This is a genomic window from Allobosea sp. NPDC003192, assembly GCF_050275675.1.
Taxonomy (GTDB): domain Bacteria; phylum Pseudomonadota; class Alphaproteobacteria; order Rhizobiales; family Beijerinckiaceae; genus Allobosea.
On record NZ_JBNNPK010000003.1, the window covers coordinates 249,562 to 272,764 of the forward strand.

Here is a 23,203-nt window from a genome sequence, read left to right on the forward strand (position 1 = left end):
TTTATTGCGCCGGTGCAATCTCGGGGTTGCCCTGCCCAGGGGCGACAAGCGCGGCCGAAAGCCCCATCTTGGCGGAAGGCGGCGCTGCCGCCCGCAAATCCGGAGCAGTCCCATGTCCGCAACCACCGAGGCCCTGAGCCAATCCGCTCACAACGAGGCGCTCGACGCCCCCGTCCATATCGGTGCGGTCTCTTTGCGCGTGCGCGACCTCGCCGGGCTGACGGCGTTCTATCGCGACGCGATCGGGCTCTCCGTCATCGACCAGGCTGGCGGCCATGCCGTGCTCGGCGTAGCCGGTGAGCCGCTGGTCAAGCTGGAAGCCGGTGCGCAGCATCCCTCCTCGGCCGCCGGCCTGTTCCATATGGCGATCCTGCTGCCCTCGCGCCGCGATCTCGGCAACTGGCTGCGGCATGCCGCCGAGACGCGCATCGGGCTGGAGGGCGCCTCGAACCATCTCGTCAGCGAGGCGCTCTATCTCTCTGATCCCGAGGGCAATGGCATCGAGATCTATCGCGACCGCAGCCGCCCCGAATGGCCGCGCCTCGATGGCGGCCGCATCGCCATGGCGACCGAGCGCCTCGACCTCGACGCCCTGCTACGCGACGCCGACGGGCGCGCCTATTCCGGCATGCCGGAGAGCACGGTGATGGGCCATGTCCATCTGCGCGTCGGCGATGTCGGGCAGGCCGAAGGCTTCTATCGCGATGCGCTCGGCTTCGAGATGATGGTGCACTATCCCGGCGCGAGCTTCATGGCGACCGGCGGCTATCACCACCACATCGCGACCAATACCTGGCATAGCCGCGGCGCCGGGCCGCGCCGGGACAATGAGGCGGGCCTGGCGAGCTTCGAGCTGGTGGCACGTGACGCGGAGGCCCATGCGGCGCTGAGCCGGCGCATGGCGGCGAGCGGTGGCGATACGGCCTCGACCGTCGATCCCTGGGGCAACCGGATCACGCTCAGGGGCTGAGTGCCTCAGCGCTCCAGAAGATGGCTGCGGCGCGTGCCGCCGCGATCCGGGCGAAAGCCCATCGCCTCCCAGAAAGCGGAGGCGCCGGCATCGGCGGCGTTGAGCGAGAGCCGCGGCGCCAGCGCCAGGCCCTGCTGGATCAAAGCGCTGGCAAGGACGCGGCCGACGCCCTCGCGCCGGTTGTTGGGCCGGACATAGACATGGCGGATGCGCAGCAGATCGGGCGCCGGGTCGTAAGGATCGGGCGTCACCGCGCCGATCGCCGCCAGCACGCCCTCGCGATAGACGGCGAGCAGCGTATTGCGCCCGTCTGCGCCGGCGTAGCGGCCGGCCTCCCATTCTTCCAGGATGCCTTCGACGAAGCGATAGCCCTCGGCCGCCGCTTCGTCCTGCAGCTTGGGCAGATCGTCCGGCAGGTCTTCGCTCAGCCGGACGATTTGCAGGTTTGTCGGGATCACAAACCTTCGAAAAGCGCGCTGGAGATATAGCGCTCGGCGAAGGAGGGGATGATCACCACGATCGTCTTGCCGGCGTTTTCCGGCCGGGCGCCGACTTCCAGCGCCGCGGCGACGGCGGCGCCGGAGGAGATCCCGGCTGGGATGCCCTCGGCCTTGGCCAAAGCGCGCGAGGTCTCGAAGGCGGTCTGGTTGCCGACGGTGACGACTTCGTCGATCACGCCGCGATCGAGGATTCCCGGCACGAAGCCGGCGCCGATGCCCTGGATCTTGTGCGGGCCGGCCTGGCCGCCCGACAGGACCGGCGAATCCTCCGGCTCGACTGCGACCATCTTCACCGACGGCTTCTTGGCCTTCAGCACTTGGCCGACGCCGGTGATCGTACCGCCGGTGCCGACGCCGGAGATGACGATGTCGACGCCGCCATTGGTGTCGTTCCAGATCTCCTCGGCCGTGGTCGCGCGGTGGATCGCCGGATTGGCCGGGTTCTCGAACTGCTGCGGGATGATCGAGCCAGGAATCTCGTTCCTGAGTTCCTCGGCCCTGGCGATGGCGCCGCGCATGCCGCCGGGCCCGGGCGTCAGCACCAGCTCGGCGCCGAGGAAGACCAGCATCTTGCGGCGTTCCAGCGACATCGTCTCGGGCATCACCAGGATCAGGCGGTAGCCGCGCGCGGCGGCGGCGAAGGCGAGGGCGATGCCGGTATTGCCGGAGGTCGGCTCGATCAGCGTGCCGCCGGGCTTGAGCGCGCCCGAGGCTTCGAGCGCGTCGATCATGGCGACGCCGATGCGGTCCTTGACGCTGGAGATCGGGTTGAAGAATTCGAGCTTGGCCAGGATCGTCGCCTTGACGCCGCGCTCGGCCGGCAGGCGGTTCAGGCGCACCAGCGGGGTATCGCCGATCGTGTCGGTGATCGAGTTGTAGACGCGGCCGCGGCCGGGGACATGGGCGGGCTTTTGCGCTGCATCGGCCATGGTGGCCTCCTTGCTGGTCTGGGCTCGTGAACCTGATCTTACGCTAGCATTAAATCACAGAATCTGTCGATGAATAAGATATTCAACATCCTAAATTGTAAAATCTGTGTCGATCGTCGGTTTCCCAGTCGCGGCGCGCTCCTCTGCCTCACGGCAGAGATCGGCCACGCTGACCGCGTCGAGCTTGCCGAGCCAGGCCTCCATCGCCTGCTGCATCATCGGGTCGATCACCGCATCCACCAGGGCCGATTGTGGCAGTGGCGGTAGGGTTTCGTCGGCATTGGCCTGCATGGCGGCGCGCACGATCTCGCCGGCGGTGATGCGGCGGCGCTCCCGGGCGAGCTCGTAGCCGCCGCGCGGGCCGCGCACGCCCTTGAGGATGCCGACCCTGACCAGTGCCTGCAAGACGGTTTCAAGATGGCGCGGCGGTAACTCGTGCCGGGCCGCCAGAGCCTTCGCGGCGACGGGGGCCGGACGAGCATGCAGGGCGATGTCGACGACGGCGGTGACCGCGAGCAGGCTGCGGCGCGAAAGCTGGATCATGCCTTGCCTCCGGCGGTCTGCCGCGAGGCAGGACCGCTCACCCCGGTCGAGCCGAAGCCGCCGACACCGCGCAGGGTCTCGCTGAGTTCCTCGACCTCGGCGATCTCGGCCTGCAGCACCGCCGCGACGACGAGCTGGGCGATGCGATCGCCATGCGCGATGGTGAAGTCCTCTTGGCCATGATTGATGAGGATGACCTTGACCTCGCCGCGATAGTCCGCGTCGATCGTGCCTGGCGTGTTGAGCAGGGTGACGCCGTGGCGCAGGGCGAGCCCAGAGCGCGGCCTGACCTGGCCTTCCGTCCCGACGGGCAATTCGAGCACAAGTCCGGTCGGCACGAGCAGGCGCGCACCCGGCTCCAGCCGCATCGGCCCGTCGGGCAAGGCGGCACGCAGGTCGAGCCCGGCGGCGCTGGCAGTCTCATAGGCCGGCAGCGGCAGGTCATGGGCGTGCGGCAGGCGCCTGATGCGGAGCGTTGCCATCCAGTTCAGCCCTTTTGCGCCAGCAGATCGGCGAAATGCGCCACGAGGCGCGTCGCCACCTCCACCTTGGGCAGGATCGGCCAGGTCTCGACGCTGTCGGTGCTGACGAGATGGACGGTGTTGGCGTCGCCGCCCATCACGCCGGTTCCGCCGACATCGTTGGCGACGATCAGGTCGCAGCCCTTCTTCGCCAGCTTGGCGCGGGCATAGTCGACGACGTTCTGCGTCTCAGCCGCGAAACCGACGACCAGGCCCGGCCGGTCGATCTCGCGCGCCGCGATGGTGGCGAGGATGTCGGGGTTCTCGACCAGGGCGAGGCCGGGCGGCTTGCTGCCGTCCTTCTTCATCTTCTGGCCGGCGGCATCGGCGGTGCGCCAGTCGGCGACGGCAGCGGCGAAGATCGCGATATCGGCCGGCAGCGCGCTTTCAGTCGCCGCCAGCATGTCGCGGGCGCTCTCGACATGGATGGTGTTGACGCCGGCGGGGTCGGCAATGGTCACCGGACCCGAGATCAGCGTCACCTGTGCTCCCGCTGCGGCAGCCGCCGCCGCGATGGCGTGGCCCTGCTTGCCCGAGGAGCGATTGGCGATGTAGCGGACAGGGTCGATCGGCTCATGCGTCGGGCCGGAGGTGACGAGCACCCGCTTGCCGGCGAGCGGCTTCGGCCCGGAGGGCCCGCCGCCGGGCAGCCGGCCGAGGAAGCCGATCGCCGGTGTCTGCCTGCTATCGCCGGCGAGGGCGAGTTCGATCGCAGCCAGGAGCTCGTGCGGTTCGGCCATGCGCCCCGGGCCGCTCTCGCCGCGCTCGGCCATGGCGCCGGAATTGGGGCCGACGACGAGGACGCCGTCCTTCTGCAGCGTCGCCATGTTGCGCCGGGTCGCCGGGTGCTCCCACATCCGCGGGTTCATCGCCGGCGCGATCAGGATGCGCTTATCCGTCGCCAGCAGCGCTGTAGAGGCGAGGTCGTCGGCATGGCCGTTCGCCATCTTGGCGATCAGGTCGGCCGTGGCGGGCGCGACGACGATGAGGTCGGTCGAGCGCGACAGGGCGATATGCCCGATATCGGCCTCGTCGGTCAGCGAGAACAGGTCGGTGAAGCATTTTTCGCCCGCCAGCGAGGACACCGCCAGCGGCGTGACGAACTGCTCGCCGGCCCTGGTCAGGATGCAGCGGCAGGCGATGCCGTGATCCTTCAGGCGCCGGATCAGCTCCAGGCACTTATAGGCGGCGATGCCGCCGCCGATGATCAGCAGGATGGAGCGGGAAGCGGGCAAGGGCGTGGCTCCGGAAGGCAGGGCGCGCCGTTTGGTAGCATCGGCCGGGCCGGGCTGTCATGTCTCGCCGTTGGCGGCCCTCGGCTGCGCATCGTCACACGACGGGCGCGTCAGCTTCGCATGTTGCAACCGCACCATGCGCTCGGCTAGTTGTTTTTAAGGCCTCTCTTACGATCATCCAGCGACGAAGGCATTCCGATGAAAAAGGTTTTTCCTGACGCCAAGGCGGCGCTCGCCGGCGTCGTCAAGGATGGCATGACCATCATGGCCGGCGGTTTCGGCCTTTGCGGCATTCCCGATACGCTGATCGAGGCGATCCGCGATTCCGGCGCCAGGAACCTGACCTTCATCTCCAACAATGCCGGCGTCGACGGGGCCGGCCTCGGCATCCTGCTCGAGACCAAGCAGATCAAGAAGATGATCAGTTCTTACGTCGGCGAGAACAAGCTCTTCGCCGAGCAGTATCTCTCCGGCCAGCTCGAGCTCGAATTCAACCCGCAGGGCACGCTGGCCGAGCGCATCCGCGCCGGCGGCGCCGGCATCCCCGCCTTCTTCACCAAGACCGGCGTCGGCACGCTGATCGCCGAGGGCAAGGAAGAGCGCGAATTCGACGGCGAGCGCTACATCATGGAGCGCGGCCTCTTCGCCGACATCTCGATCGTCCATGCCTGGAAGGGCGATACCGAGGGCAACCTCGTCTACCGGAAGACGGCGCGCAACTTCAATCCGATGATGGCTAGCGCCTCGCGCATGACGATCGCCCAGGTCGAGCATCTCGTCCCGGCCGGCGAGATCGATCCCGACCACATGCACACACCCGGCATCTTCGTGAAGCGCATCGTGCACGTCGCCAATCCGGTGAAGCGCATCGAGCAGCGCACCGTGCGCAAGCGCGAAACGGCTTGAGAGGAGATCACGCACATGGCCTGGACCCGTGAACAGATCGCCGCTCGCGCCGCCAAGGAGCTGAAGGACGGCTTCTACGTCAATCTCGGCATCGGCATACCCACCCTCGTCTCGAACTACATTCCCGACGGCATGAGCGTTCAGCTCCAGTCGGAGAACGGCATGCTCGGCATGGGCCCCTTCCCCTATGAGGGCGAGGAGGATCCCGACCTGATCAATGCCGGCAAGCAGACCATCACCGAATTGCCGACGACGAGCTATTTCTCCTCCTCGGATTCCTTCGGCATGATCCGCGGCGGCCATATCGATCTTTCCATCCTCGGCGCCATGCAGGTTGCGCAGAATGGCGACCTCGCCAACTGGATGATCCCCGGCAAGATGGTGAAGGGCATGGGCGGCGCCATGGACCTCGTCGCCGGCGTCAAGAAGGTCGTGGTGGTGATGGAGCACGTCGCCAAGAACAAGGACGGCTCGGAATCGCCAAAACTGCTCAAGGCCTGCGACCTGCCGCTGACCGGCGCCGGCGTCGTCGACATGGTGATCACCGATCTCGGCGTCTTCAAGATCGACGAGAATGGCGGCGGCATGACCCTGATCGAGCTCGCCGAGGGCGTTTCGCTCGACGAGATCAAGGCCAAGACCGAGGCGGACTTCAAGGTCGCGCTCTGATCTCGCAAAGCCGCGCCAGCGCCTCCGCGAAGGCGCGCGCGGCCGGGCCCATCGCCTCGTCGAGGCGGTGGGCGAGATAGGCTTCTGCCGGCAATTGCGCGTTGCGGCCGAGCGCCCTGGTCGCGACCCTGACCAGCCTGCCTTCGGCGAGATCGCGTGCGATCAGCCAGTGCGGCAGCCGGCCCCAGCCGAGCCCGGCCAGGATCATCGCATGCTTGGTGTCCTGCCCGGTGACACGGCAGGTCTGCGGCGAAAGCACGTTGAAATCCTGCGCACCCGAGATCGGCGTCGGGTCGATCTGGACGATCTGGAGATGCTGGGCGAGCTCGGACCGGGTCAGCAGGCGTCCGTCGCCGGCCTGTGCGAGCGGATGCGTTGCCGCGACGGCCGCGATCACCTCGATCGAGGTCAGCGCCTCGATCGCGATGCGCGGATCGCGGAAATTCTCGCCGACCGTAATGGCGAGCGCGCTGCGCCGCTCGAGCAGCGCCGCGATCGGCCCACCGAGCGGCTCGATGGCGAGCCGGATCGAGACCGACGGGTAGCGCTCGCGCAGTTCTGACAGGGCGGCCCCGATCAGCGGAACCGGGAAGAGCACGTCGATCGTCAGCGACAGCTCGATCTCGACGCCCCGGCTGAGGCCATGGGCGCGTGCCTTCAGCGCGCCGACGCGCAGCAGCACCTCCCTGATATCGGCGAGCAGGGCCTTGCCTTCCGCCGTCAGGGCCGGGCGATGGCCGGAGCGGTCGAACAGCTGGAGGCCGAGCTGTGCTTCGAGATTGGCGATCGCATGGCTGATGGCAGACTGTGCCCGCGACAGCCGCGTCGCCGCAGCGCGGAAGCTGCCGGCTTCGGCGACGGTGAGGAAGGTCCGCATCTGGTCGAGGGTGAGCGCATCGAGCATGATCGATTTCCTTGATCGACTTGATGCCAATTATCTCACTTTTCGAGATCGATCGGAAACGACATCTCCGGGCGACATCGCAGCGCCATCCAAGGAACCGAGCATGGCCGATCACCCCGCTGAGATCATCGTCGCGAGATCGCGCTCGTGACGGCCGCCGTCGCAGCGCCTGTGGCACGGACCGACTGGGTAGCCGTTTCCGTGGTCGTCGCCAGCGGCATCGTCGCTGCGTTGCAGGTCGGCAAGGCGGCGATCGCGATGCCGCTGGTCCAGGCCGAGTTCGGGCTGGACCTCGCCACGCTCGGCTGGCTCGCCTCGATCTTCGCGGTGCTCGGCATGGTCGGCGGCATTCCCGTCGGCACGCTCGCCATCGGCCTCGGCGCACGGCGCGTTCTGCTCCTTGGCCTGCTGGCGGTGGCGGTCGGCGCCTTTCTGGGCGCGGCGGCGCCGCGCTTCCCGATGCTGCTCGCCTCGCGCGTCGTCGAGGGCCTCGGCTTCCTGCTGATCACCATCGCCGGGCCGGCCATGCTGCAGCGCGTCGCCAGCCCCGCCCGACGCGACATCGCCATGGCGCTGTGGAGCTGCTTCATGCCGATCGGCATCGCGCTCGCTATGCTCGCCGGGCTCTGGTTCACCGATTGGCGGATGATCTGGCAGGTCACCGGCGCGCTCGCGGTCGTGGTGATCATGCTGACCATGTTGACCTTGCCGAGGATCGATGCCGGTACACCGCGGTCCTTCGCCGGGCTGGCCAGGGACGCCGGCACGGTGCTGGGCGCGCGCGGACCTCTGCTGATGGCGCTCGCCTTCGCCCTCTACGCGTTGATGTTCTTCGCCCTGTTCAATTTCCTGCCGGTGCTGTTGATGCAGCGCATGCAGGTCTCGCTCGCGACGGCCGGCCTGCTCGGCGCGCTCGCCAGCGCAGTCAACATCATCGGCAACCTCGCGGCCGGCATGCTGCTCGCGCGCGGCGCGTCGCGCAGCAGCCTGATCATCGCAGCGAGCCTGGTGATGGGGCTCTCCGCCGCCGGCATCTTTCTCGGCCTGCTGCCGGATACGGCGACCTTCCTGCTCTGCGTCCTGTTCTCGATGGTCGGCGGGGTCATCCCGGCGACGCTGCTCGCCTCCGCGCCGGTGCTCGCGCCGGCGGCGGGGCTGACGCCTGTCGTGGTCGGGCTGATGATGCAGGGCAGCAATCTCGGCCAGGTCGTCGGTCCGGTCGCCATCGGCGGCGTCATCGAGGCGCTGGGCTGGCCCTCGGCAGCGGCTCTGGTCGGCGGCGCGGCTGCACTGGCCATCCTGACCGCGCTCGGCCTGCGAGGAATACGCGGGCGGGCGGCCTAGCTGCGTCAGTTCCGCCGTGGATCGCTCTCCCAGCCGGCGCGGACGAGCTCCGGTACCTCGTGCTCCTCCTCGGGATAGCCGAGGCAGAGATAGCCGATCAGTTTCCACTCCGGCGGCACACCCGTGATCCCAGCGATCTCGGCCGGGTCGAGGATCGAGACCCAGCCGAGGCCGAGCCCATGAGCCCGGGCGGCGAGCCAGAACTGCGTGATCGCCGCGACGACCGAATAGTCCAGCATCTCCGGCATGGTCCGCCGGCCGAGGCCATGGCCCTGCGCCGTGGCGTGGTCGCAGAACACCGCGAACTGCACCGGCGCCTCGCACAGGCCTTCGAGTTTGAGGCGCGCATAGAGCGCGGCGCGCTCGCCCTCGTAATCCGCGAGCGCATCGGCATTGCAGCGCGAAAAGCTCGCCTGTACCGCGAGACGCTGGTCGGGCCCATCGACTCGTACCCAGCGCCAGGGCTGCGAATGACCGACCGAGGGCGCGAGCTGCATCTGATCGAGCAGCGTCGTCAGCAGCACGTCCGGCACGGGCTCGCGGCGGAAGCGCCGGACGTCACGGCGCCAGGCGAAGAGCTCGCCGAGCTTGTCTCGGAAGCCGTCATCGAAGACGGGCGGGGTACTCACGCCCCCTCCCTCACCGCGATCGCGTGAAAGAAGGAGCCGGAGATGAGGCCGCGGCGGCTGCCGGCGGGCGCGGGCGCCGAACCGTGTGGATCGGTGACCACCGCGAAGGCCGGGTCCTCGCCTTGCGAGATCACGGTCGCGTAATGGAATTCGTGTCCGCTCAGGAACCCGCCCGCAGGTCCGAGCGGCCCGTCAGCCGCAAGTATCGCATTGCGATAGCCCAGATTCATCTTGCGCCTGGCGAAGCTGGTCTCGACTGAGAGCAGCCCCGCCATGGCATGGTTGACCCCGTCGGCATCGGTCAGGCTCTTGCCCAAAACCATGTAGCCGCCGCACTCGCCATGGACCGGACGGGTCCGGGCGAAGTCGCGCAAACCGCCGAGAAAACGCGACGCGCCGGCGAGCCGGCTGGCATGCAGCTCGGGATAGCCGCCCGGCAGCCAGCAGGCATCGCAGCTTTCAGGTGGTGGCTCGTCGGCGAGCGGCGAGAACGGCACGAGCTCGGTCCCCAGCGCCCGCCAGCCCGCTTCGACATGCGGGTAGACGAAGCTGAAGGCGGCGTCGCGGGCGATGGCGAGACGCTTGCCAGGCGCGGGCAATGGCGCTGCCGCTCGTCCGGCGACCGGTAAAGTCGTCGCCTCGGCTGCCGCGATAATCGCATCGAGATCGACTGCCGCTGCGACGGCTTCGGCGAGCGCGTCGAGACGCTGATGCAGGTCCTCGGTCTCGCCGGCCTGGACGAGCCCGAGATGGCGCTCGGGCAGGATCAGGCTCGCCTCGCGCGGCAGTGCGCCGAGCACCGGCAGGCCGATCCGCTCCATGCCGGCAGCGGCAAGCCGCCGATGGCGCTCGCTCGCGACCTTGTTGAGGATCACCCCGGCAATGCGGATACGCTTATCATAGAGCATGCAGCCAAGCGCAACCGCGCCGGCCGATTGCGCCTGTCCGGAGACGTCGATGACGAGCACCACCGGCCAGCCGAGTAGCGCTGCGATGTCGGCGCCGGTGCCGGTATGGCCGTCTGGGCCCGGCACGCCGTCGAACAGCCCCATCGAGCCTTCGGCGATGACGACGTCCGAAGAACCAGCCGCTTCACTGGCGATCTGGCCGAGCAGGGCGTCCGGCATCGCATAGCTGTCGAGATTGGCGCTGGGCGCCCCGGTCGCGGCGGCGTGGAAGGCTGGGTCGATATAATCAGGCCCGCATTTCAGTCCGCGGACCTTGAAGCCTCGCCGGGTGAGCGCCCGCTGCAGGCCGAGCGTGATCGTGGTCTTGCCCGAGCCGGAGCGCGGCGCGGCGATGAGCAGGCCTTGCGCGGTCATCCCTGGCCTCCGCGCGGCCGGAAGCGGCGATCATAGCCGGTCGAATAGAGCGCGCTTTCGGAAAAGTCTTCTGCCGCCAGCGCCGGACCGACCAGGATCAGCGCGGTCCGCTCCAGCTCGGCCGCCCGGACCTTGTCGGCGATATCTGACAGCCGCCCGCGCAGGATGCGCTCCTCCGGCCAGGAGGCGCGGAAGACGATCGCGACCGGACAGCCAGAGCCGTAGAAGGGCGTCAGCTCTGCGACGACCTGCTCGATCACATGGATCGAGAGATGGACGGCGAGCGTCGCGCCCGAGGCCGCGAAGGTCGCCAGCTTTTCTCTCTCAGGCATGGCCGAGGCGCGGCCGGAGGTGCGCGTCAGCACCAGCGATTGCGCGACGCCGGGCAGGGTCAGTTCCCGTTTGAGCGCGGCGGCGGCGGCGGCGAAGGCCGGCACGCCGGGCGTGATCTCATAGGGGATGCCGAGCTGGTCGAGCCGGCGCATCTGCTCACCTGTCGCGCTCCAGATCGAGATGTCGCCGGAGTGCAGCCGGGCGACGTCCTTGCCCGCGGCATGGGCCGCCTGAATTTCGGCGACAATGGCGTCGAGATCGAGCGGGGCGGTGTCGACGATGCGCGCGTCGGGCGGGCACCAGCCGAGCATCGCCTTGGGGATCAGCGAGCCCGCATAGAGGCAGACCGGGCAGGCGCCGATCAGTTCGCGCCCGCGCAAGGTGATGAGATCGACTGCGCCTGGTCCGGCGCCGATGAAATGGACGGTCACGCGGCGCTCCGGGCGAGAGCGCAGGTGACGCGAGCGGTGGCGATGCGCGGCTGGATCAGGGTGGCGCCCGGCCCGGCCGCGGCGAGCGCGGCTGCCTCGGCTACCGAGCCGACGCCGTAGAGCCCCGAGATCCGGGTCGAGCGCGTGGCGCAGGCGGCCTCGAAGCCGGCGAGCGCCTCATCGGGGATAGCGACGAGGGTCAGGTGATGGGCCTGAGCCAACGCGGTCAGTCCCGGTTCGCCCTGGCGCGAGGCCAAGGTCGCGAGGCGCTCGATCACGCCCGGCGGCAGGTTGGCTGCGGCGAGCGTCTGCGCCAGGCAGGCTTCGATATCGGCTTCCGACGTCCCTGGGCGCAGGCCGATGCCGGCGGTGATGCCGCTCACGGTTTCACCACCCGCCATTGCGTCACCGCCATCTGGGCACGCCAGCCATGCATCGTCCCAATCGGGTCGAGATGCGAGACGCCGATGCGGCGGAGATTCCCGCCATGGGCCGAGAACAGCGCGGCCAGCCTGGCCTCGCCCTCGATCGTCACCGCGTTCGCCACCAGGCGGCCGCGTGGCTTCAGCGCTGCGAAGGCGGCTTCGAAAACGCCGGGATCGGTCAGCCCGCCGCCGATGAAGACGGCGTCCGGCGCGGCCTTGCCGGCGAAGCTCTCGGGCGCCTTGCCCTCGACCACCTCGAGCGGCGGTGCGCCGAGCGCGAGGCGGTTGCGGGCGATGCGGGCGGCGCGCTCCGGTCGCTCTTCGAAGGCGATCGCGCGGTTATGGCGGTGGCGCAGGCTCCACTCGATGCCGATCGAGCCCGAACCGGCGCCGATATCCCAGAGCAGTTCGCCGGCACGCGGCGCCAGCGCCGAGAGCGTGATCGCCCGGATATCGGCCTTGGTGAGCTGGCCGTCATGCTCGAACCAGTCGTCGGAAAGCCCGGTCACCAGCGGCAGGATGCGGGCGTCGCGGCTGGCGACGACCTCGATCGCCAGCAGGTTGAGCGGCACGATGCCGTCGAGCGCGAAGCTGTCGGCGCGGGCCTCGCGGATGCGTTCGTTCGGGCCGCCGATCGTTTCCAGCACGGTGATCGTGCTTTCGCCGAAGCCGCGGGCGCTCATCAGCTGGGCCACGGCAAGCGGCGTCGAATCGTCCCAGGACAGCGCCAGAACCCGCGCGCCCGGCTGGAGAAAAGGGATGATCCTCTGAAGGGCACGGCCATGCAGCGAGACCAGCCCGCATTCCTCCTGCGGCCAGCGCATGCGCGTGCAGGCCATCGAGAAGGAGGAGAGCTGCGGAATGACGCGCATCTCCGCTGCCGGCACCGCCTTGGTCAGCCCGGCGCCGATGCCGTAATGGAACGGGTCACTGGTCGCGAGGACGCAGACATTGCGGCCTTTTTCGGCCAGGATTGCCGGCAGCGCGTTGCGGAAGGGCTGCGGCCAGGGCCGCGCCTCGCCGGGCACATCGCCGATCAATTTGAGATGGCGCTCGCCGCCGAAGACGATTTCGGCGCCCTCCAGCGCGGCCAGCGCTTCTGCGCAGAGACCGGCGCGGCCATCCTCGCCGAGCCCGACCAGCGACAGCCAGGGTCCGGGCGGTGCGCTCGACAGCGTGGCGGTTTCAGGCGAAAACTGTTCCATGACGGTCCTCATCCTCGGCGGCACCAGCGAAGCGGCTGCGCTCGACCAGCTCCTGGCCGAACAGGCACCCGAGATTCGCGCCGTGATCTCGCTCGCAGGCCATACGTCCGACCCGCGTCCCTTGTCCTTGCCGACCCGCATCGGCGGTTTCGGCGGCATTGCCGGCCTCAGGCAATATCTCGTTGAGGAGGGCGTCGTCGCCGTCATCGACGCGACCCACCCCTTCGCCGCGATCATGCCGTATCATGCCGAGGCGGCGTGCAAGGCGGAAGGCGTGCCGCTGCTGGCGATCAGGCGCGAAAGCTGGAAACCGCAGAACGGGGATCGCTGGAAATGCGTGCCCGACATCGACGCCGCCGTCGAGGCGCTCGGTGATGAGCCGCGCCGGGTCTTCCTGACCATCGGCCGGCTCGAATTGCCGCATGTCTTCGCCGCCCCGCACCATCATTACCTGATCCGGGTGATCGAGCCCGTCGGTGACTTGCCGCTGCCTCACGCCAAGGTGCTGCAGCAGCGCGGTCCGTTCGAAGCCGCGGCGGAAGAGAAGCTGATGCGGGAGGAGGGCGTCGAGGTCCTCGTCAGCAAGAATGCCGGCGGGCCGATGACGCTCGGCAAGCTCGTCGCGGCGCGCCGGCTCGGGCTGCCGGTGGTGATGGTGGAGCGGCCGCCCAAGCCCGATGTCGAGACCGTCGAGCATATCGATCAGGTCCTGCCCTGGCTGGTGACGCAGGGGCTCTTTGTCACCGAGCGCGGCGTATAGACGATCGGATTTTCGCCCTCGCGGGCGATCAACCGCGTCGCGCTGGCGCCGATCATCACTAGGGTCGCCATGTCGGCGGTCCCGGCTGCGGCAATGGCCTCGGCGAGGGGCAGGATGCGCAAATTCTCATCGGGGCGCCCGACGGCGCGGGCGAAGATCACCGGCGTCTCCGCTGCACGGATCGTCGCCGCCAGCTCCAGCGCCTTGCCAAGCTGCCAGGGCCGCGCCTTCGAGATCGGGTTGTAGAGGCAGATCACGAAATCGGCCGACAGGGCCGCAGCGAGCCGCGCTGTGACGACCTCCCAGGGCTTGAGATTGTCCGAGAGCGAGATCGCGCAGAAATCGCCGCCGAGCGGCGCGCCGGCCTTGGCCGCTGCCGCCAGCATCGCCGTGATGCCGGGCTCGACCGTGATCTGGAGTGTGCGCCAGTCCGGCTCGCCCGCTTCCAGCGCCTCGAAGACGGCGGCAGCCATGGCGAAGACGCCGGGATCGCCGCCGGAGACGACCGCGACGGCCTTGCCCTCCGCCGCCAGCATCAGCGCATGCCGGGCGCGCTCGACCTCGACGCGGTTGTCGGAAGCATGCTTGGTCTGGCCCGTACGTGCCGGGACGCGATCGAGATAGGGGCCGTAACCGACGAGATCGCTGGCAGCTTCGAGCGCCGTCGATGCGGAGGGCGTGAGATAGCGCGCCTCGCCGGGTCCGAGACCGATGATGGCGAGCGAGCCGGTCACAGCCGTCGCCCTTCGCCGGGGACGAGGATCATCGAGAAATAGGGCGCCTCGTCGTCGGGTTTCTCGGCGAGGCGGGTCACCACCTGCCCGGCCATGGTGGCGCGCTCGACATAGATGGCGCGGTTGATCAGTCCCGCCGCCTGCAAGGCCCGGCGCACCTTGGGCAGGTTGCGGCCGAGCTTCATGATCACGGCGGCATCGGTGTCGGCGAGGCGGCGCGTCAGTTCGCCCTCGGCGAGCGTGCCCGGCACCACCGTCATCACGTCGTCGCCCCAGCTGATCGGCGCGTCGGCGCGGGCCCAGGCGCCGGCCATGCCGGTGACGCCCGGCACCACCTCGGTCGGGAAGCGATGGGCGAGGCGGCGCCACAAATGCATGAAGGAGCCGTAGAAGAACGGGTCGCCGTCGCAGAGCACGGCGACGCTGCGGCCATCAGCCATCTCGCCGGCGAGCTGCTCGGCTGCTTCGTCGTAGAAGGCGGCGATCGGCCCGGTATAGCCCTCGTCCTCGACCGGAACCTCGATCGTCACGGGGAAGGCGAGCTCGATCTCGCGGGCCGGATCCGGCGCGATGATGGCGTCGGCGGTGATGCGGGCATTGCCGCGCCGGCCGCGCTTGCAGAAATGGACGAGCCGGTCCGCCTTGAGGATGATGTCGCGGGCGCGCACCGTCATGTAGTCGGGATCGCCGGGGCCGAGGCCGACGCCGTAGAGCAGGGTGCGGGGCGCCTGATCGCTCACGCCGCTCATTCCTTCACCTGCGCCAGCGCGTTGACGGCCGCGGCCGCCATGGCCGAGCCGCCGCGCCGTCCGTGCACGACGAGGAAGGGCACGCGCCCGTCCTGCGCCAGCGCCTCCTTCGACTCCGCTGCGCCGACGAAGCCGACGGGAATGCCGATCACCGCCGCCGGCTTTGGTGCGCCCTCGTCGAGCATGTCGAGCAGGCGGAACAGCGAGGTCGGCGCATTGCCGATCACGACCACAGAACCGGCGAGATGTGGGCGCCACAGCTCCATCGCCGCGGCCGAGCGCGTCGTGCCCATTTCCTCGGCCAATTTCGGCACGGAGGGGTCGGGCAGTGTGCAGATCACCTCGTTCCTGGCCGGCAGGCGCGCGCGGGTGACTCCGTCGGCGACCATGCGGGCGTCGCAGAGGATCGGTGCGCCCCGTGCCAGCGCGGCTTCGGCGGCTGCGGCGAAATCCGGCGACATCGCCACGTCCTTCGGTAGATCAGTCATGCCGCAGGCATGGATCATGCGGACGACGACGCGCTCCGCCGTGCCGGAAAAGCGCGTGAGGTCGGATTCGGCCCGGATGATGGCGAAGGAGCGCTCATAGATCGCGGCTCCGTCGCGGATATAGGCGTGACGCGTGTTCAACTTCCAACCTGCTTCTAATGCTGCGACGCTTCCAGTCGCGCGCGGATGTCCTGACCCGGTTCGAGCCGGCGCACAAGTTCCCCCAGCGAAAGATGGGCGATGGCGGCATCGTCGGTACTGCCGGCGACGATGACGTCATAGCGCCCGTCGCGGCCGACCAGAGTGAGGTCGGCGCTGCCGGGATGGGCGCAGGACTTGGCGCAGCCGGAGACGTGGAGGCTGAGGCCGTCAGTCAGCAGCGGTGCGATCGCGTCGGAAAGAACGGTGGCGTCGGCCAGTGCGGAGGCTTCGCCGCGGGCGCAGGCGGGCGAACCGGTACAGGCCGAAACTGAAAGGCGCTGATCGTTCGCTTCGACGATCAGGCCTTCGCTGCGTAACGCCTCCTGCAAGGTGCTCGCTGCGTCAGCCGAGAAGCCGCAGAAGGCGAAGCCACGCCAGGGCGACACTCTGATCTCGCGGACGTCGGCTTCGCGGGCGAGTTCGCTGAGGCGGCGCAAGCCCTCGGCATCCGTCCGGCCGAGGGGCAATCCAGCGAGCACGGCGACGGTGTTCCCGCTTTCGGCGACAACGCCTATTCCGCTCGGTTTTGAGCGAGCGGCTGGCGCTATCATGTCGCGGAGCCCACAGGATGTAGCCAGTGCGGTCAACTGGTCTCGACCGAGGTCGCGCATGCGGCGGATTTGTCCCGAACTCCGCCTGCTCTCTGCAGCGAAACCGTCGAGCAACCGGGCCGTGAGTGCGGCCGCCTCGTCCGGGCGAGCCGGTCCGAACCAGAGATCGCCCGGCAGGCCGAAGGCGATCGTCTTGGCCGTAATGGCATGCAGCCTCACATCGGCGGCAAAACCATCGAGCGCCAGCGCGCCGCCGCCATCCACCACGATCGAGAACTTCGCTGGCAGGCCGGTGACGCTGCGGCCGGCGCGCTCGACTGTCTCTGCCAGTGCGGCTGCGTCGAGCAGATCATCCGCCGCCCGTCCGGCAAGCGGCGAAGTGAGCACCAGCCTATTCGGCCCATCGCCCTCGGCTTCGTCGACGAGGCCCGCCTCGATCAGATCATCGACCAGCGCCGGATGTGTCTCCTCGCGGATGCCGCGCAATTGCAGATTGCCACGGCCGGAGATCTCGATCTGGCCGTTGCCATGGCGGCTCGCGAGCTCTGCGACATGAGCGAGGTGGTCCGGCGTCAGCGCATTGCGCGGTGGATGCAGGCGCACCAGCAGGCCATCGCCGGTCAGCATCGGCCGCAAGGTACCGGGGCACCAGCCACGCCGCATCGTCTCGCGAGCCGGGGCGCTCATTCCGCTGCCTCCCGACCCGAGAGCATCGCTGCCGAGTTCGACCGGCTCGTCCAGAGTCCGCGTTCCTGCGCTTCGGCGAGCCGCGAGCGGATAGAAGCGGCGGCCGGCGCATTCGCCTGCTCCAGTGCCTGCCAGATGGCGGGGTCGCCGCAATAGGCCTGGAATACCGCATCGAACAGGCCGTCCGAGACTGCATCGGTAGCAGCCGCATAGACGAAGAGCGCATCGACCGCCTCCGCCAGTTCGGCCGCGCCGCGCCAGCCATGAGCGAGATGGCTCGCGATCCATTTGGGATGGCAGAGCCGGCCATGGACAATGCGTGAGACATCCTCCGCCAGCGTCCTCGCCTTTGGCTTCTGCGGATCGGAGGTGTCGAGGCTATAGAGCGCGGCCTTGCCGCCGTGTGCCTGCATTGCCGCGACGAAGCCGCCGATCACGTCGGCGGCGCTGGTCGCTTCCAGGATGTCGCGGCCGGCAGTGTCGCTGACATGGACGAAGGCCTCGGCCTTCTTGACCCGGGTGGTGAAGCTTTCATCAGGCGACGCTGTGCCATCCGGCCCGCCATAGGCATGGCTGGTCGCGGCGAGATAGGCCTCGCCCAGTTCGGCGCGCGCCTGCCAGTCGCCGTCGAGCGCCCGGTCGGCCATGGCGGCGCCGTAGCGGCCGGGCGCAGCGCCGAAGATGCGTGCACCCGCCTCGCCGCGGCGGCGGGCGGCGGCGGGCTCGTTCCAGTCGTCCGGCTCGTCGAGCGCGGCAACGGCGCGCGCGGCGCCATCGAGCAAGGCGATCTGCGCCGGGAAGGTGTCGCGGAAGGCGCCGGAGATGCGGATGGTGACGTCGGCCCGCGGCGCCGCGAGCTTGGCCTGCGGGATGATCGAGAAGCCCGTGACGCGGGTCGAGCCATGGTCCCAGACCGGTTCCACGCCCATCAGATGCAGGGCATGGGCGATGTCCTCGCCGCCCGAGCGCAGCGTCGGCGAGGCCCAGAGGTCCATGACGATCCGGCGCGGATAATCGCCCTCGTCCTGGAGATGCCTGGCGATGACGGCTTCGGCCGCCTTGGCGCCGAGCCTGGCGGCCGAGCGGGTCGGCAGGGCACGCGGGTCGAGCGTCGAGAGGTTGCGCCCGCTCGGCAGCACGTCGGGTCGGCCGCGATGCGGCGCGCCGGCAGGACCCGGCGGCACGAAGCCGGCGTCGATCGCCCTGAGCAGGTTGCGGCGCTCGTTCTCTGCGGAAGCCGGGTCAGCCTCGGAGGAGCCAAAAATGTGCAAGCCGTCGCGGAAGGCGGTCTCGGCGAGGTCGCAGAGATGGGCGTCGAGCGCCGCGAGCGCGCTCGCCATGTCCTGATCCGGCGCGACTCCGCTTGCCGCAGCGAGGCCGGTGCGCTCGGCCCGGTCGAGGATCTCGCGCGCGACCAGTTTGGCCCGGCGCGGATCGAGCACCTGCGCCTGTGAGTATTCCTCGACGAGGTCGCGCAGCAGCGCGGCCTCGCCGCCGGCGTCATGGCTCGCCAGTGGCGGCGGCAGATGGCCGAGCGTCAGAGCCGAGAGCCTGCGCTTGGCCGGCGCCGCCTCGCCGGGATCGTCGACGACATAGGGGTAGATCACGGGCAGCGAGCCGACCGCGAGCCGCGGCCAGCACGCGGCCGAGAGCGCCACGGCCTTGCCGGGCAGCCATTCGGTCGTGCCATGGGTGCCGAGATGGATCAGCGCATCGGCGCCGAAGACCTCGCGCAGGCCGAGATAGAAGGCGAGATAAGCATGGCCCGGCGGCGCATCGGGATCGTGATAGCGGGCTTTGCGATCGGGCGAAGCGTCGCGCACCGGCTGCAGGGCGATGGCGAGCTTGCCGAAGCGCACGAGCCGGAAACGGAAAGCCTCGCCGTCGCAGGCCCGGTCAGTTTCGGGCTGGCCGTGGCTGACGAAGAGAGCTTCGCGCGCCGTGGCCGGGATGGTGGCGAGCCAGGCGCGGTAGCCGGCCAGCGGGACAGAAAAATCGGCAGGGCCTTCGGTGAGGGCCTGCATGAGGTCCGCGTCATCCGAGTCGGATGCCGCTGGGCCGACATCATACCCCGCCCCACCCAGCAGTTCCCGGATCGCAAGCGCGCTCGCCGGCGTGTCGAGACCGACGGCGAAGCCGGCGCGGCCACCCCGGGCCGGATAGTCTGACATCACCAAAGCGAGCTGCCGTTCGCTACGCGGCTTGCGGCCGAGCGCGACCCAGTTTGCCGCGAGGTCGGCGAGCGCTGCGATGCCCTCGGCATTTGGAGCGAGCCGCCGCAATGTCAGGCCGGTTGCCGGGTCGGTGGTCTCCTCCTTGAAGGCGACGGGAATGGCGCCGAGCCGTCCGTCGAACTCCGGCAGGGCGGCCTGCATGGCGAGGTCGGCGGCTGAGAGCCCGCGCGGCGACGCGTCCCAGGCCTCTCGCGCGCTGCCGACCGGCACAGCCTGCAGGATCGGGCAATCTGCGGCGTCGAGCACGAAACCGTCCCCGTCGCGGGCAGAGAAGGCGGTGGTAGCGACGATCAGCGCTGGCTTGCGGGTGGCGATCAGGGCGGCGAGCTCGGCAGCGACGCTGGCATCCTTGAGGCTGGTCAGGGCGAGCGGGAGCGGGACGAGGCCGCGCGCGGCGATGGTTGCCGCGATGGCCTCGACCATTGCCGTGTCGCCGGCGGCGACGCCGGAGCGGTAGACGAGGATGGGGACGAGGGGGGCGTTCGCCGGCAGGATTGCTAGGGCTTCGCGCCAGGGCAGGGGTGCCGCGTTCGGGCCGAGAGCGAAGAGCGTGGGGAGTGGGATCGGGGCAAGGTCGCGCGGGCCCTCATCCCCCTGCCGGGACCTTCTCCCCCGAGGGGAGAAGGAGGCTGTCAATGCTGCCGCGCCTTTCGTTGGCTTCTCCTTCTCCCCTCGGGGGAGAAGGTGGCCCGGCGAAGCCGGGTCGGATGAGGGCCGCGCAGCGAGATAGTCACTGACCCGCCCCAACAATCGCCGCATGTTCCCGGCGCCGCCGCCGGCATAGAAATAGCCGAGCAGATCTGCCGCGAACTCAGTCGGCACTGTGTCGTAGCCGGCGAGCCGCTCGTCCTCACGGTCATCGCCCGGCAGCACCGCCAGTGCGACGCCATGCTGCCGGCAAGCGCTGGCGATCTGCTCGACGCCGTAGCGGAGGTAATCGAGCCCGCCGAGGCAGCGCACCAGCACGAAGCGCGAGCCGGCGAGCGTCTTCTCGATCAGCAGGTCGATCGAGAGCGGGTGCTTGAAGCGCCGAATCGGCACCAGGCGAAGATCGAGCCCGCTATCGGGCGCAGCCGCCGCCAGCGCCGACAGGTCGCTGTCGCTGAAGGAGAGAACGACGAGGTCTCCCGGCGGCAGAGCGAGGTCGACGGCGTCTTCGCCGTCGTCGAGCCTCACCTCGCTGGTCGGGAGAAGATGCATCGCATCAGCCTGCGAGCGCAGCCTCTACCGCGGAACGGTCGAAGCCCTTGAGCCCGATCACCACGAGGCGGCCGTCGCGCGCTTCGTCTGCGCCCCAGGCCCGGTCGTAATGATGGCCGACGCGCCGGCCGACGCCCTGGACGACCAGCCGCATCGGCTTGCCGGGGATGCCGGCGAAGCCCTTGAGGCGCAGCACGCCCTCGGCCTCGGCCGCCTTGGCGACGCGGGCGACCAGCTCTTCCGGCGAGCCGGCCTGGGGCAGCGGCAGCGCGACGCTGTCGAAATCGTCATGGTCGTGATCCTCGCCCTCGCCGTGATGCGAGGGGCGGGCGGCGAGATCGGCCTCGGCAGCGGCGCCGAGCCCGATGATCAGCGCCGGCTCGACCTTGCCATGAGCCGTCTCGACCACCTTGATCGCCTTGGGCAAATGCTGGGCGATCTCGGCCTTGACCCGCTCGCGGCCTGCCGCGTCGACGAGGTCGCTCTTGTTGAGCAGGATCAGGTCGGCGCAGAGGATCTGGTCCTCGAACACCTCTTCCAGCGGGTTGTCGTGGTCGACCGCCTGGTCCTGCGCCGCCTGCGCCTTCAGTGCTTCCGGATCATCGGCGAACTGGCCCTCGGCCACCGCCGGCCCGTCGACCACGGCGATGACGCCGTCGACGGTGACGCGGCTGCGGATCGCCGGCCAATTGAAGGCCTTGACCAGCGGCTTCGGCAGAGCGAGGCCCGAGGTCTCGATCAGGATGTGCTGTGGCGGGTTCGGCCGGTTCAGCAGCGCCTCCAACGCCGGCACGAAATCGTCGGCGACGGTGCAGCAGATGCAGCCGTTCGGCAGTTCGACGATGTCCTCCTGCGTGCAGCCCTCGATGCCGCAGCCGGCGATGAAGGAGCCGTCGAAGCCGAGATCGCCGAATTCGTTGACCAGCACGGCGAGGCGCTTGCCGCCGGCGTTCTCGAGCAGATGACGGACGAGGGTAGTCTTACCGGCGCCGAGGAAGCCGGTGATGATCGTGCACGGCACCTTGCCGAGAGCAGGATTCTGCGGAGCGTTCATTGATCTGATCCTTGCTGGCGCGGCAACGGAGGCACGCGCGCGACCACGCCCTTGCGGAACGGAGCGGGTCTTTCCTTCCAGGGAACGATGCCGTTGGCGCTGGCGGCGAATTTCTCCGCCCCGCTGACGATCTCGTCGAGATGAAGACCGGCGTCGAGATCGCCGATCAGATAGGTCCACTTGCCCTCGGCCGCGAGCGCGATCGTGCAGGGCCGCTTGCAGACGGAAAGGCATTCGACCGGGACGACGGCGATGCCGCTGCCGGCGAGGCGTTCGGAAAGCACAGCTGCGAGGCCGAGGCCGGGCTGGTCATAGCCCTCCGGCAGGTCTTCGCGCGGGCGCCGGCAGGTGGTGCAGACATGGATGGTGCAGCCCGGCTCCTGCCGGACTTGCGTCGCGAGGGCGAGATCGCCTTCGAGCATCGAAACGCCTCCTTGGATTGGCGCGCCGCTGCCGGCCGCGCGAGGCGTCAGGCCGCGACAGCGGTGGTGCTGCGGCGAGCGAGCCACGGCCAGAGCACGCCGACGGCGAAGCCTGTGACGAGCCAGAGCGCGGCCTGGATGGCGAGCGAAAGCGCGGCGAAATGCGCGGCGATCTCGGCCGGCACCTTGCTTTCCGGAGCGGCCGGATGCGGCGCGCCGATCAGGTGCGGCAGCAGCAGCGCCAGCACGGCGAGCGCCCGCGCCCAGGAGGCCTCGACGCGCAGGAACACAAAGAGCGCGCCGGCGGTGACCACAGCCGTCAGCAGCCACCAGAGCTGGCGTTGCTGCAATTCGGCCGCGGCTGCTCCCGGCAGCTCCGGCGCCAGCCCCATCGCCGGGGCAAGCCCGAAGGCGAGGAAGCCGCAGATGGCCCAGGCGAGGGTCCGGCGCTGGTCGATCTGTTCGTTCGCGGCGATCATTCCGGCCAGCAACAGCGCGGCGAAGCCGATCGCCGTGCCGATCGTCACCAGGCTGGTGAAGGCGGTGCGCTGCAGGCCGTCCTGCGGCTTCCATTCGTGCTCGCCCGTATGGTCCGCCCCGGCTTTCGGGTCGTTGTGAGCGAGGTGGATGCGGGCTTCGCCGGTGAAGGCGGCCTGCATCGGCGCGCCCTGCATGCGCAGCGCCGCCTCATAGGTCTCGGCCTTGAGGATCAGCGGGGTGGTGGTGACGTGCTGGAGCGCCGAGATCAGCAGCCCAGCCAGAAGCCCGGCCAGGACGCTGACCGTGAGAACACGCGTGATCATGTGCTTCCCCTTCAGTGGCAGGGGAAGGCGAGGCCGTGACGGGTGTCGTGCGCCGCGTTGTGGACAGTGGACGAGGCGGCGAAGCCGACGGTGTAGATCAGCACGAAGCCGAGGATCAGCGCGGCGGCGACGGCTTTCGCCCGCTCCGAAACGCTGGCCTGACTGGTGACGGTTGCGGTGTTCATTGGTTCACTCCTGGCCACCCCACCGGCAGCCTGCTGGACGACATCGAAAGACGGCAGGTCTCCTGGCTCACGACTTGGTGTCCTGCTCCGCCTTCCCGGGAAAACCCAGTGGCCGATGGCACAGGACGCGCCGCTTACAGTTGCGGGGGCAGCCGCGGCCTTTCACCGCGTTCCCTTTTCACCTCGTTGTCGAGGCACCGTCACCGACGATCATTAGCCATCCGGCAGGCACTGTGCAATGCAGTGCCATGACCGAAAGCGCATGGCGG

Annotated in this window: 25 protein-coding genes and 1 riboswitch; of the genes, 5 read left to right on the plus strand and 20 right to left on the minus strand. The window is 69.2% G+C overall.

Features of this window, described 5'->3' with window-relative positions; all coding sequences use genetic code 11:
• Positions 1-112 precede the first annotated feature (112 nt).
• Positions 113-970, plus strand: coding sequence for a VOC family protein (locus tag ACQKLX_RS06400; protein ID WP_427360521.1), 858 nt, complete (start codon positions 113-115; stop codon positions 968-970).
• 5 nt (positions 971-975) lie between these two features.
• Here ACQKLX_RS06400 and ACQKLX_RS06405 read toward each other — a convergent pair whose 3' ends face one another.
• The 5 genes from ACQKLX_RS06405 to ACQKLX_RS06425 all read right to left on the minus strand — a co-directional run bounded on the left by ACQKLX_RS06405 (position 976) and on the right by ACQKLX_RS06425 (position 4,698).
• Complete coding sequence (locus tag ACQKLX_RS06405) at positions 976-1,428, minus strand: GNAT family N-acetyltransferase (protein ID WP_427360522.1); 453 nt, start codon at positions 1,426-1,428, stop codon at positions 976-978.
• The gene (gene cysK / locus ACQKLX_RS06410; RefSeq protein WP_427360523.1) at positions 1,425-2,399 is read right to left on the minus strand and encodes a cysteine synthase A; all 975 of its coding nucleotides are present in this window, start codon (positions 2,397-2,399) and stop codon (positions 1,425-1,427) included. The genes ACQKLX_RS06405 and cysK overlap by 4 nt, the downstream gene beginning before the upstream one ends.
• A gap of 90 nt (positions 2,400-2,489) precedes the next feature.
• Positions 2,490-2,942: an RrF2 family transcriptional regulator gene (locus ACQKLX_RS06415; RefSeq protein WP_427360524.1), complete on the minus strand. Its 453-nt coding sequence runs from the start codon at positions 2,940-2,942 to the stop codon at positions 2,490-2,492.
• A complete protein-coding gene (gene dut, locus ACQKLX_RS06420; RefSeq protein ID WP_427360525.1) occupies positions 2,939-3,424 on the minus strand; it encodes a dUTP diphosphatase in 486 nt (161 codons plus the stop codon). The genes ACQKLX_RS06415 and dut overlap by 4 nt, the downstream gene beginning before the upstream one ends.
• A 5-nt stretch (positions 3,425-3,429) precedes the next feature.
• On the minus strand, positions 3,430-4,698 hold the full coding sequence (locus tag ACQKLX_RS06425; protein WP_427360527.1) for a phosphopantothenoylcysteine decarboxylase domain-containing protein: 1,269 nt from the start codon (positions 4,696-4,698) through the stop codon (positions 3,430-3,432).
• Positions 4,699-4,896: 198 nt separating this feature from the next.
• On the opposite strand from ACQKLX_RS06425, the gene ACQKLX_RS06430 reads away from it, so the two are divergent.
• Together ACQKLX_RS06430 and ACQKLX_RS06435 are read left to right on the plus strand one after the other, a co-directional pair.
• Entirely contained in the window at positions 4,897-5,604 is a 708-nt protein-coding gene (locus tag ACQKLX_RS06430) for a CoA transferase subunit A (protein ID WP_427360529.1), read from the plus strand.
• Positions 5,605-5,619: 15 nt separating this feature from the next.
• Complete coding sequence (locus tag ACQKLX_RS06435; RefSeq protein ID WP_427360531.1) at positions 5,620-6,273, plus strand: CoA transferase subunit B; 654 nt, start codon at positions 5,620-5,622, stop codon at positions 6,271-6,273.
• Here the strand turns inward: ACQKLX_RS06435 and ACQKLX_RS06440 are convergent.
• Positions 6,257-7,177 (minus strand): LysR family transcriptional regulator, encoded by a 921-nt coding sequence (locus tag ACQKLX_RS06440; protein WP_427360533.1) that lies wholly within the window; start codon positions 7,175-7,177, stop codon positions 6,257-6,259. The two genes, ACQKLX_RS06435 and ACQKLX_RS06440, sit on opposite strands and share 17 nt — an antisense overlap.
• 147 nt (positions 7,178-7,324) lie before the next feature.
• Between ACQKLX_RS06440 and ACQKLX_RS06445 the strand changes: the two genes are divergently transcribed.
• Positions 7,325-8,521, plus strand: coding sequence for an MFS transporter (locus ACQKLX_RS06445; RefSeq protein WP_427360535.1), 1,197 nt, complete (start codon positions 7,325-7,327; stop codon positions 8,519-8,521).
• Between the two features lie 5 nt (positions 8,522-8,526).
• On the opposite strand, the gene bluB is transcribed toward ACQKLX_RS06445, so the two are convergent.
• Genes bluB through cbiE form a run of 5 tightly spaced genes read right to left on the minus strand, consistent with a single transcriptional unit; the run spans position 8,527 to position 12,866 of the window.
• A complete protein-coding gene (gene bluB, locus ACQKLX_RS06450; protein WP_427360537.1) occupies positions 8,527-9,150 on the minus strand; it encodes a 5,6-dimethylbenzimidazole synthase in 624 nt (207 codons plus the stop codon).
• Positions 9,147-10,472 carry a cobyrinate a,c-diamide synthase gene (locus ACQKLX_RS06455; RefSeq protein ID WP_427360538.1) on the minus strand — a complete coding sequence of 442 codons (1,326 nt, stop codon included), beginning with the start codon at positions 10,470-10,472 and terminating at the stop codon, positions 9,147-9,149. The genes bluB and ACQKLX_RS06455 overlap by 4 nt, the downstream gene beginning before the upstream one ends.
• The gene (gene cobM, locus ACQKLX_RS06460) at positions 10,469-11,236 is read right to left on the minus strand and encodes a precorrin-4 C(11)-methyltransferase (protein ID WP_427360540.1); all 768 of its coding nucleotides are present in this window, start codon (positions 11,234-11,236) and stop codon (positions 10,469-10,471) included. Before cobM ends, ACQKLX_RS06455 begins: the two co-directional genes overlap by 4 nt.
• Positions 11,233-11,619, minus strand: coding sequence for a cobalamin biosynthesis protein (locus tag ACQKLX_RS06465; protein ID WP_427360542.1), 387 nt, complete (start codon positions 11,617-11,619; stop codon positions 11,233-11,235). Before ACQKLX_RS06465 ends, cobM begins: the two co-directional genes overlap by 4 nt.
• Positions 11,616-12,866 carry a precorrin-6y C5,15-methyltransferase (decarboxylating) subunit CbiE gene (gene cbiE, locus ACQKLX_RS06470; protein WP_427360543.1) on the minus strand — a complete coding sequence of 417 codons (1,251 nt, stop codon included), beginning with the start codon at positions 12,864-12,866 and terminating at the stop codon, positions 11,616-11,618. The genes ACQKLX_RS06465 and cbiE overlap by 4 nt, the downstream gene beginning before the upstream one ends.
• On the opposite strand from cbiE, the gene ACQKLX_RS06475 reads away from it, so the two are divergent.
• A complete protein-coding gene (locus ACQKLX_RS06475) occupies positions 12,865-13,626 on the plus strand; it encodes a cobalt-precorrin-6A reductase (protein ID WP_427360545.1) in 762 nt (253 codons plus the stop codon). The two genes, cbiE and ACQKLX_RS06475, sit on opposite strands and share 2 nt — an antisense overlap.
• On the opposite strand, the gene cobJ is transcribed toward ACQKLX_RS06475, so the two are convergent.
• Genes cobJ through ACQKLX_RS06520 form a run of 9 tightly spaced genes read right to left on the minus strand, consistent with a single transcriptional unit; the run spans position 13,569 to position 22,934 of the window.
• Positions 13,569-14,360 carry a precorrin-3B C(17)-methyltransferase gene (gene cobJ / locus ACQKLX_RS06480; protein ID WP_427360547.1) on the minus strand — a complete coding sequence of 264 codons (792 nt, stop codon included), beginning with the start codon at positions 14,358-14,360 and terminating at the stop codon, positions 13,569-13,571. The two genes, ACQKLX_RS06475 and cobJ, sit on opposite strands and share 58 nt — an antisense overlap.
• Complete coding sequence (locus ACQKLX_RS06485; protein ID WP_427360549.1) at positions 14,357-15,109, minus strand: precorrin-2 C(20)-methyltransferase; 753 nt, start codon at positions 15,107-15,109, stop codon at positions 14,357-14,359. The genes cobJ and ACQKLX_RS06485 overlap by 4 nt, the downstream gene beginning before the upstream one ends.
• Positions 15,106-15,738: a precorrin-8X methylmutase gene (locus ACQKLX_RS06490; protein ID WP_427360551.1), complete on the minus strand. Its 633-nt coding sequence runs from the start codon at positions 15,736-15,738 to the stop codon at positions 15,106-15,108. The genes ACQKLX_RS06485 and ACQKLX_RS06490 overlap by 4 nt, the downstream gene beginning before the upstream one ends.
• 14 nt (positions 15,739-15,752) lie before the next feature.
• Positions 15,753-17,036 (minus strand): precorrin-3B synthase, encoded by a 1,284-nt coding sequence (gene cobG / locus ACQKLX_RS06495; RefSeq protein ID WP_427360553.1) that lies wholly within the window; start codon positions 17,034-17,036, stop codon positions 15,753-15,755.
• Positions 17,033-20,470 carry a cobaltochelatase subunit CobN gene (gene cobN, locus ACQKLX_RS06500; protein WP_427360555.1) on the minus strand — a complete coding sequence of 1,146 codons (3,438 nt, stop codon included), beginning with the start codon at positions 20,468-20,470 and terminating at the stop codon, positions 17,033-17,035. The genes cobG and cobN overlap by 4 nt, the downstream gene beginning before the upstream one ends.
• 4 nt (positions 20,471-20,474) lie before the next feature.
• Entirely contained in the window at positions 20,475-21,524 is a 1,050-nt protein-coding gene (cobW, locus tag ACQKLX_RS06505; protein WP_427360557.1) for a cobalamin biosynthesis protein CobW, read from the minus strand.
• Positions 21,521-21,946: a DUF1636 family protein gene (locus tag ACQKLX_RS06510; protein ID WP_427360558.1), complete on the minus strand. Its 426-nt coding sequence runs from the start codon at positions 21,944-21,946 to the stop codon at positions 21,521-21,523. Before ACQKLX_RS06510 ends, cobW begins: the two co-directional genes overlap by 4 nt.
• Before the next feature lie 47 nt (positions 21,947-21,993).
• Positions 21,994-22,749: a CbtA family protein gene (locus tag ACQKLX_RS06515; protein ID WP_427360560.1), complete on the minus strand. Its 756-nt coding sequence runs from the start codon at positions 22,747-22,749 to the stop codon at positions 21,994-21,996.
• 11 nt (positions 22,750-22,760) lie between these two features.
• On the minus strand, positions 22,761-22,934 hold the full coding sequence (locus ACQKLX_RS06520; protein WP_082613285.1) for a CbtB domain-containing protein: 174 nt from the start codon (positions 22,932-22,934) through the stop codon (positions 22,761-22,763).
• Between the two features lie 35 nt (positions 22,935-22,969).
• A riboswitch (cobalamin riboswitch) is annotated at positions 22,970-23,150 on the minus strand.
• Positions 23,151-23,203: the final 53 nt, after the last annotated feature.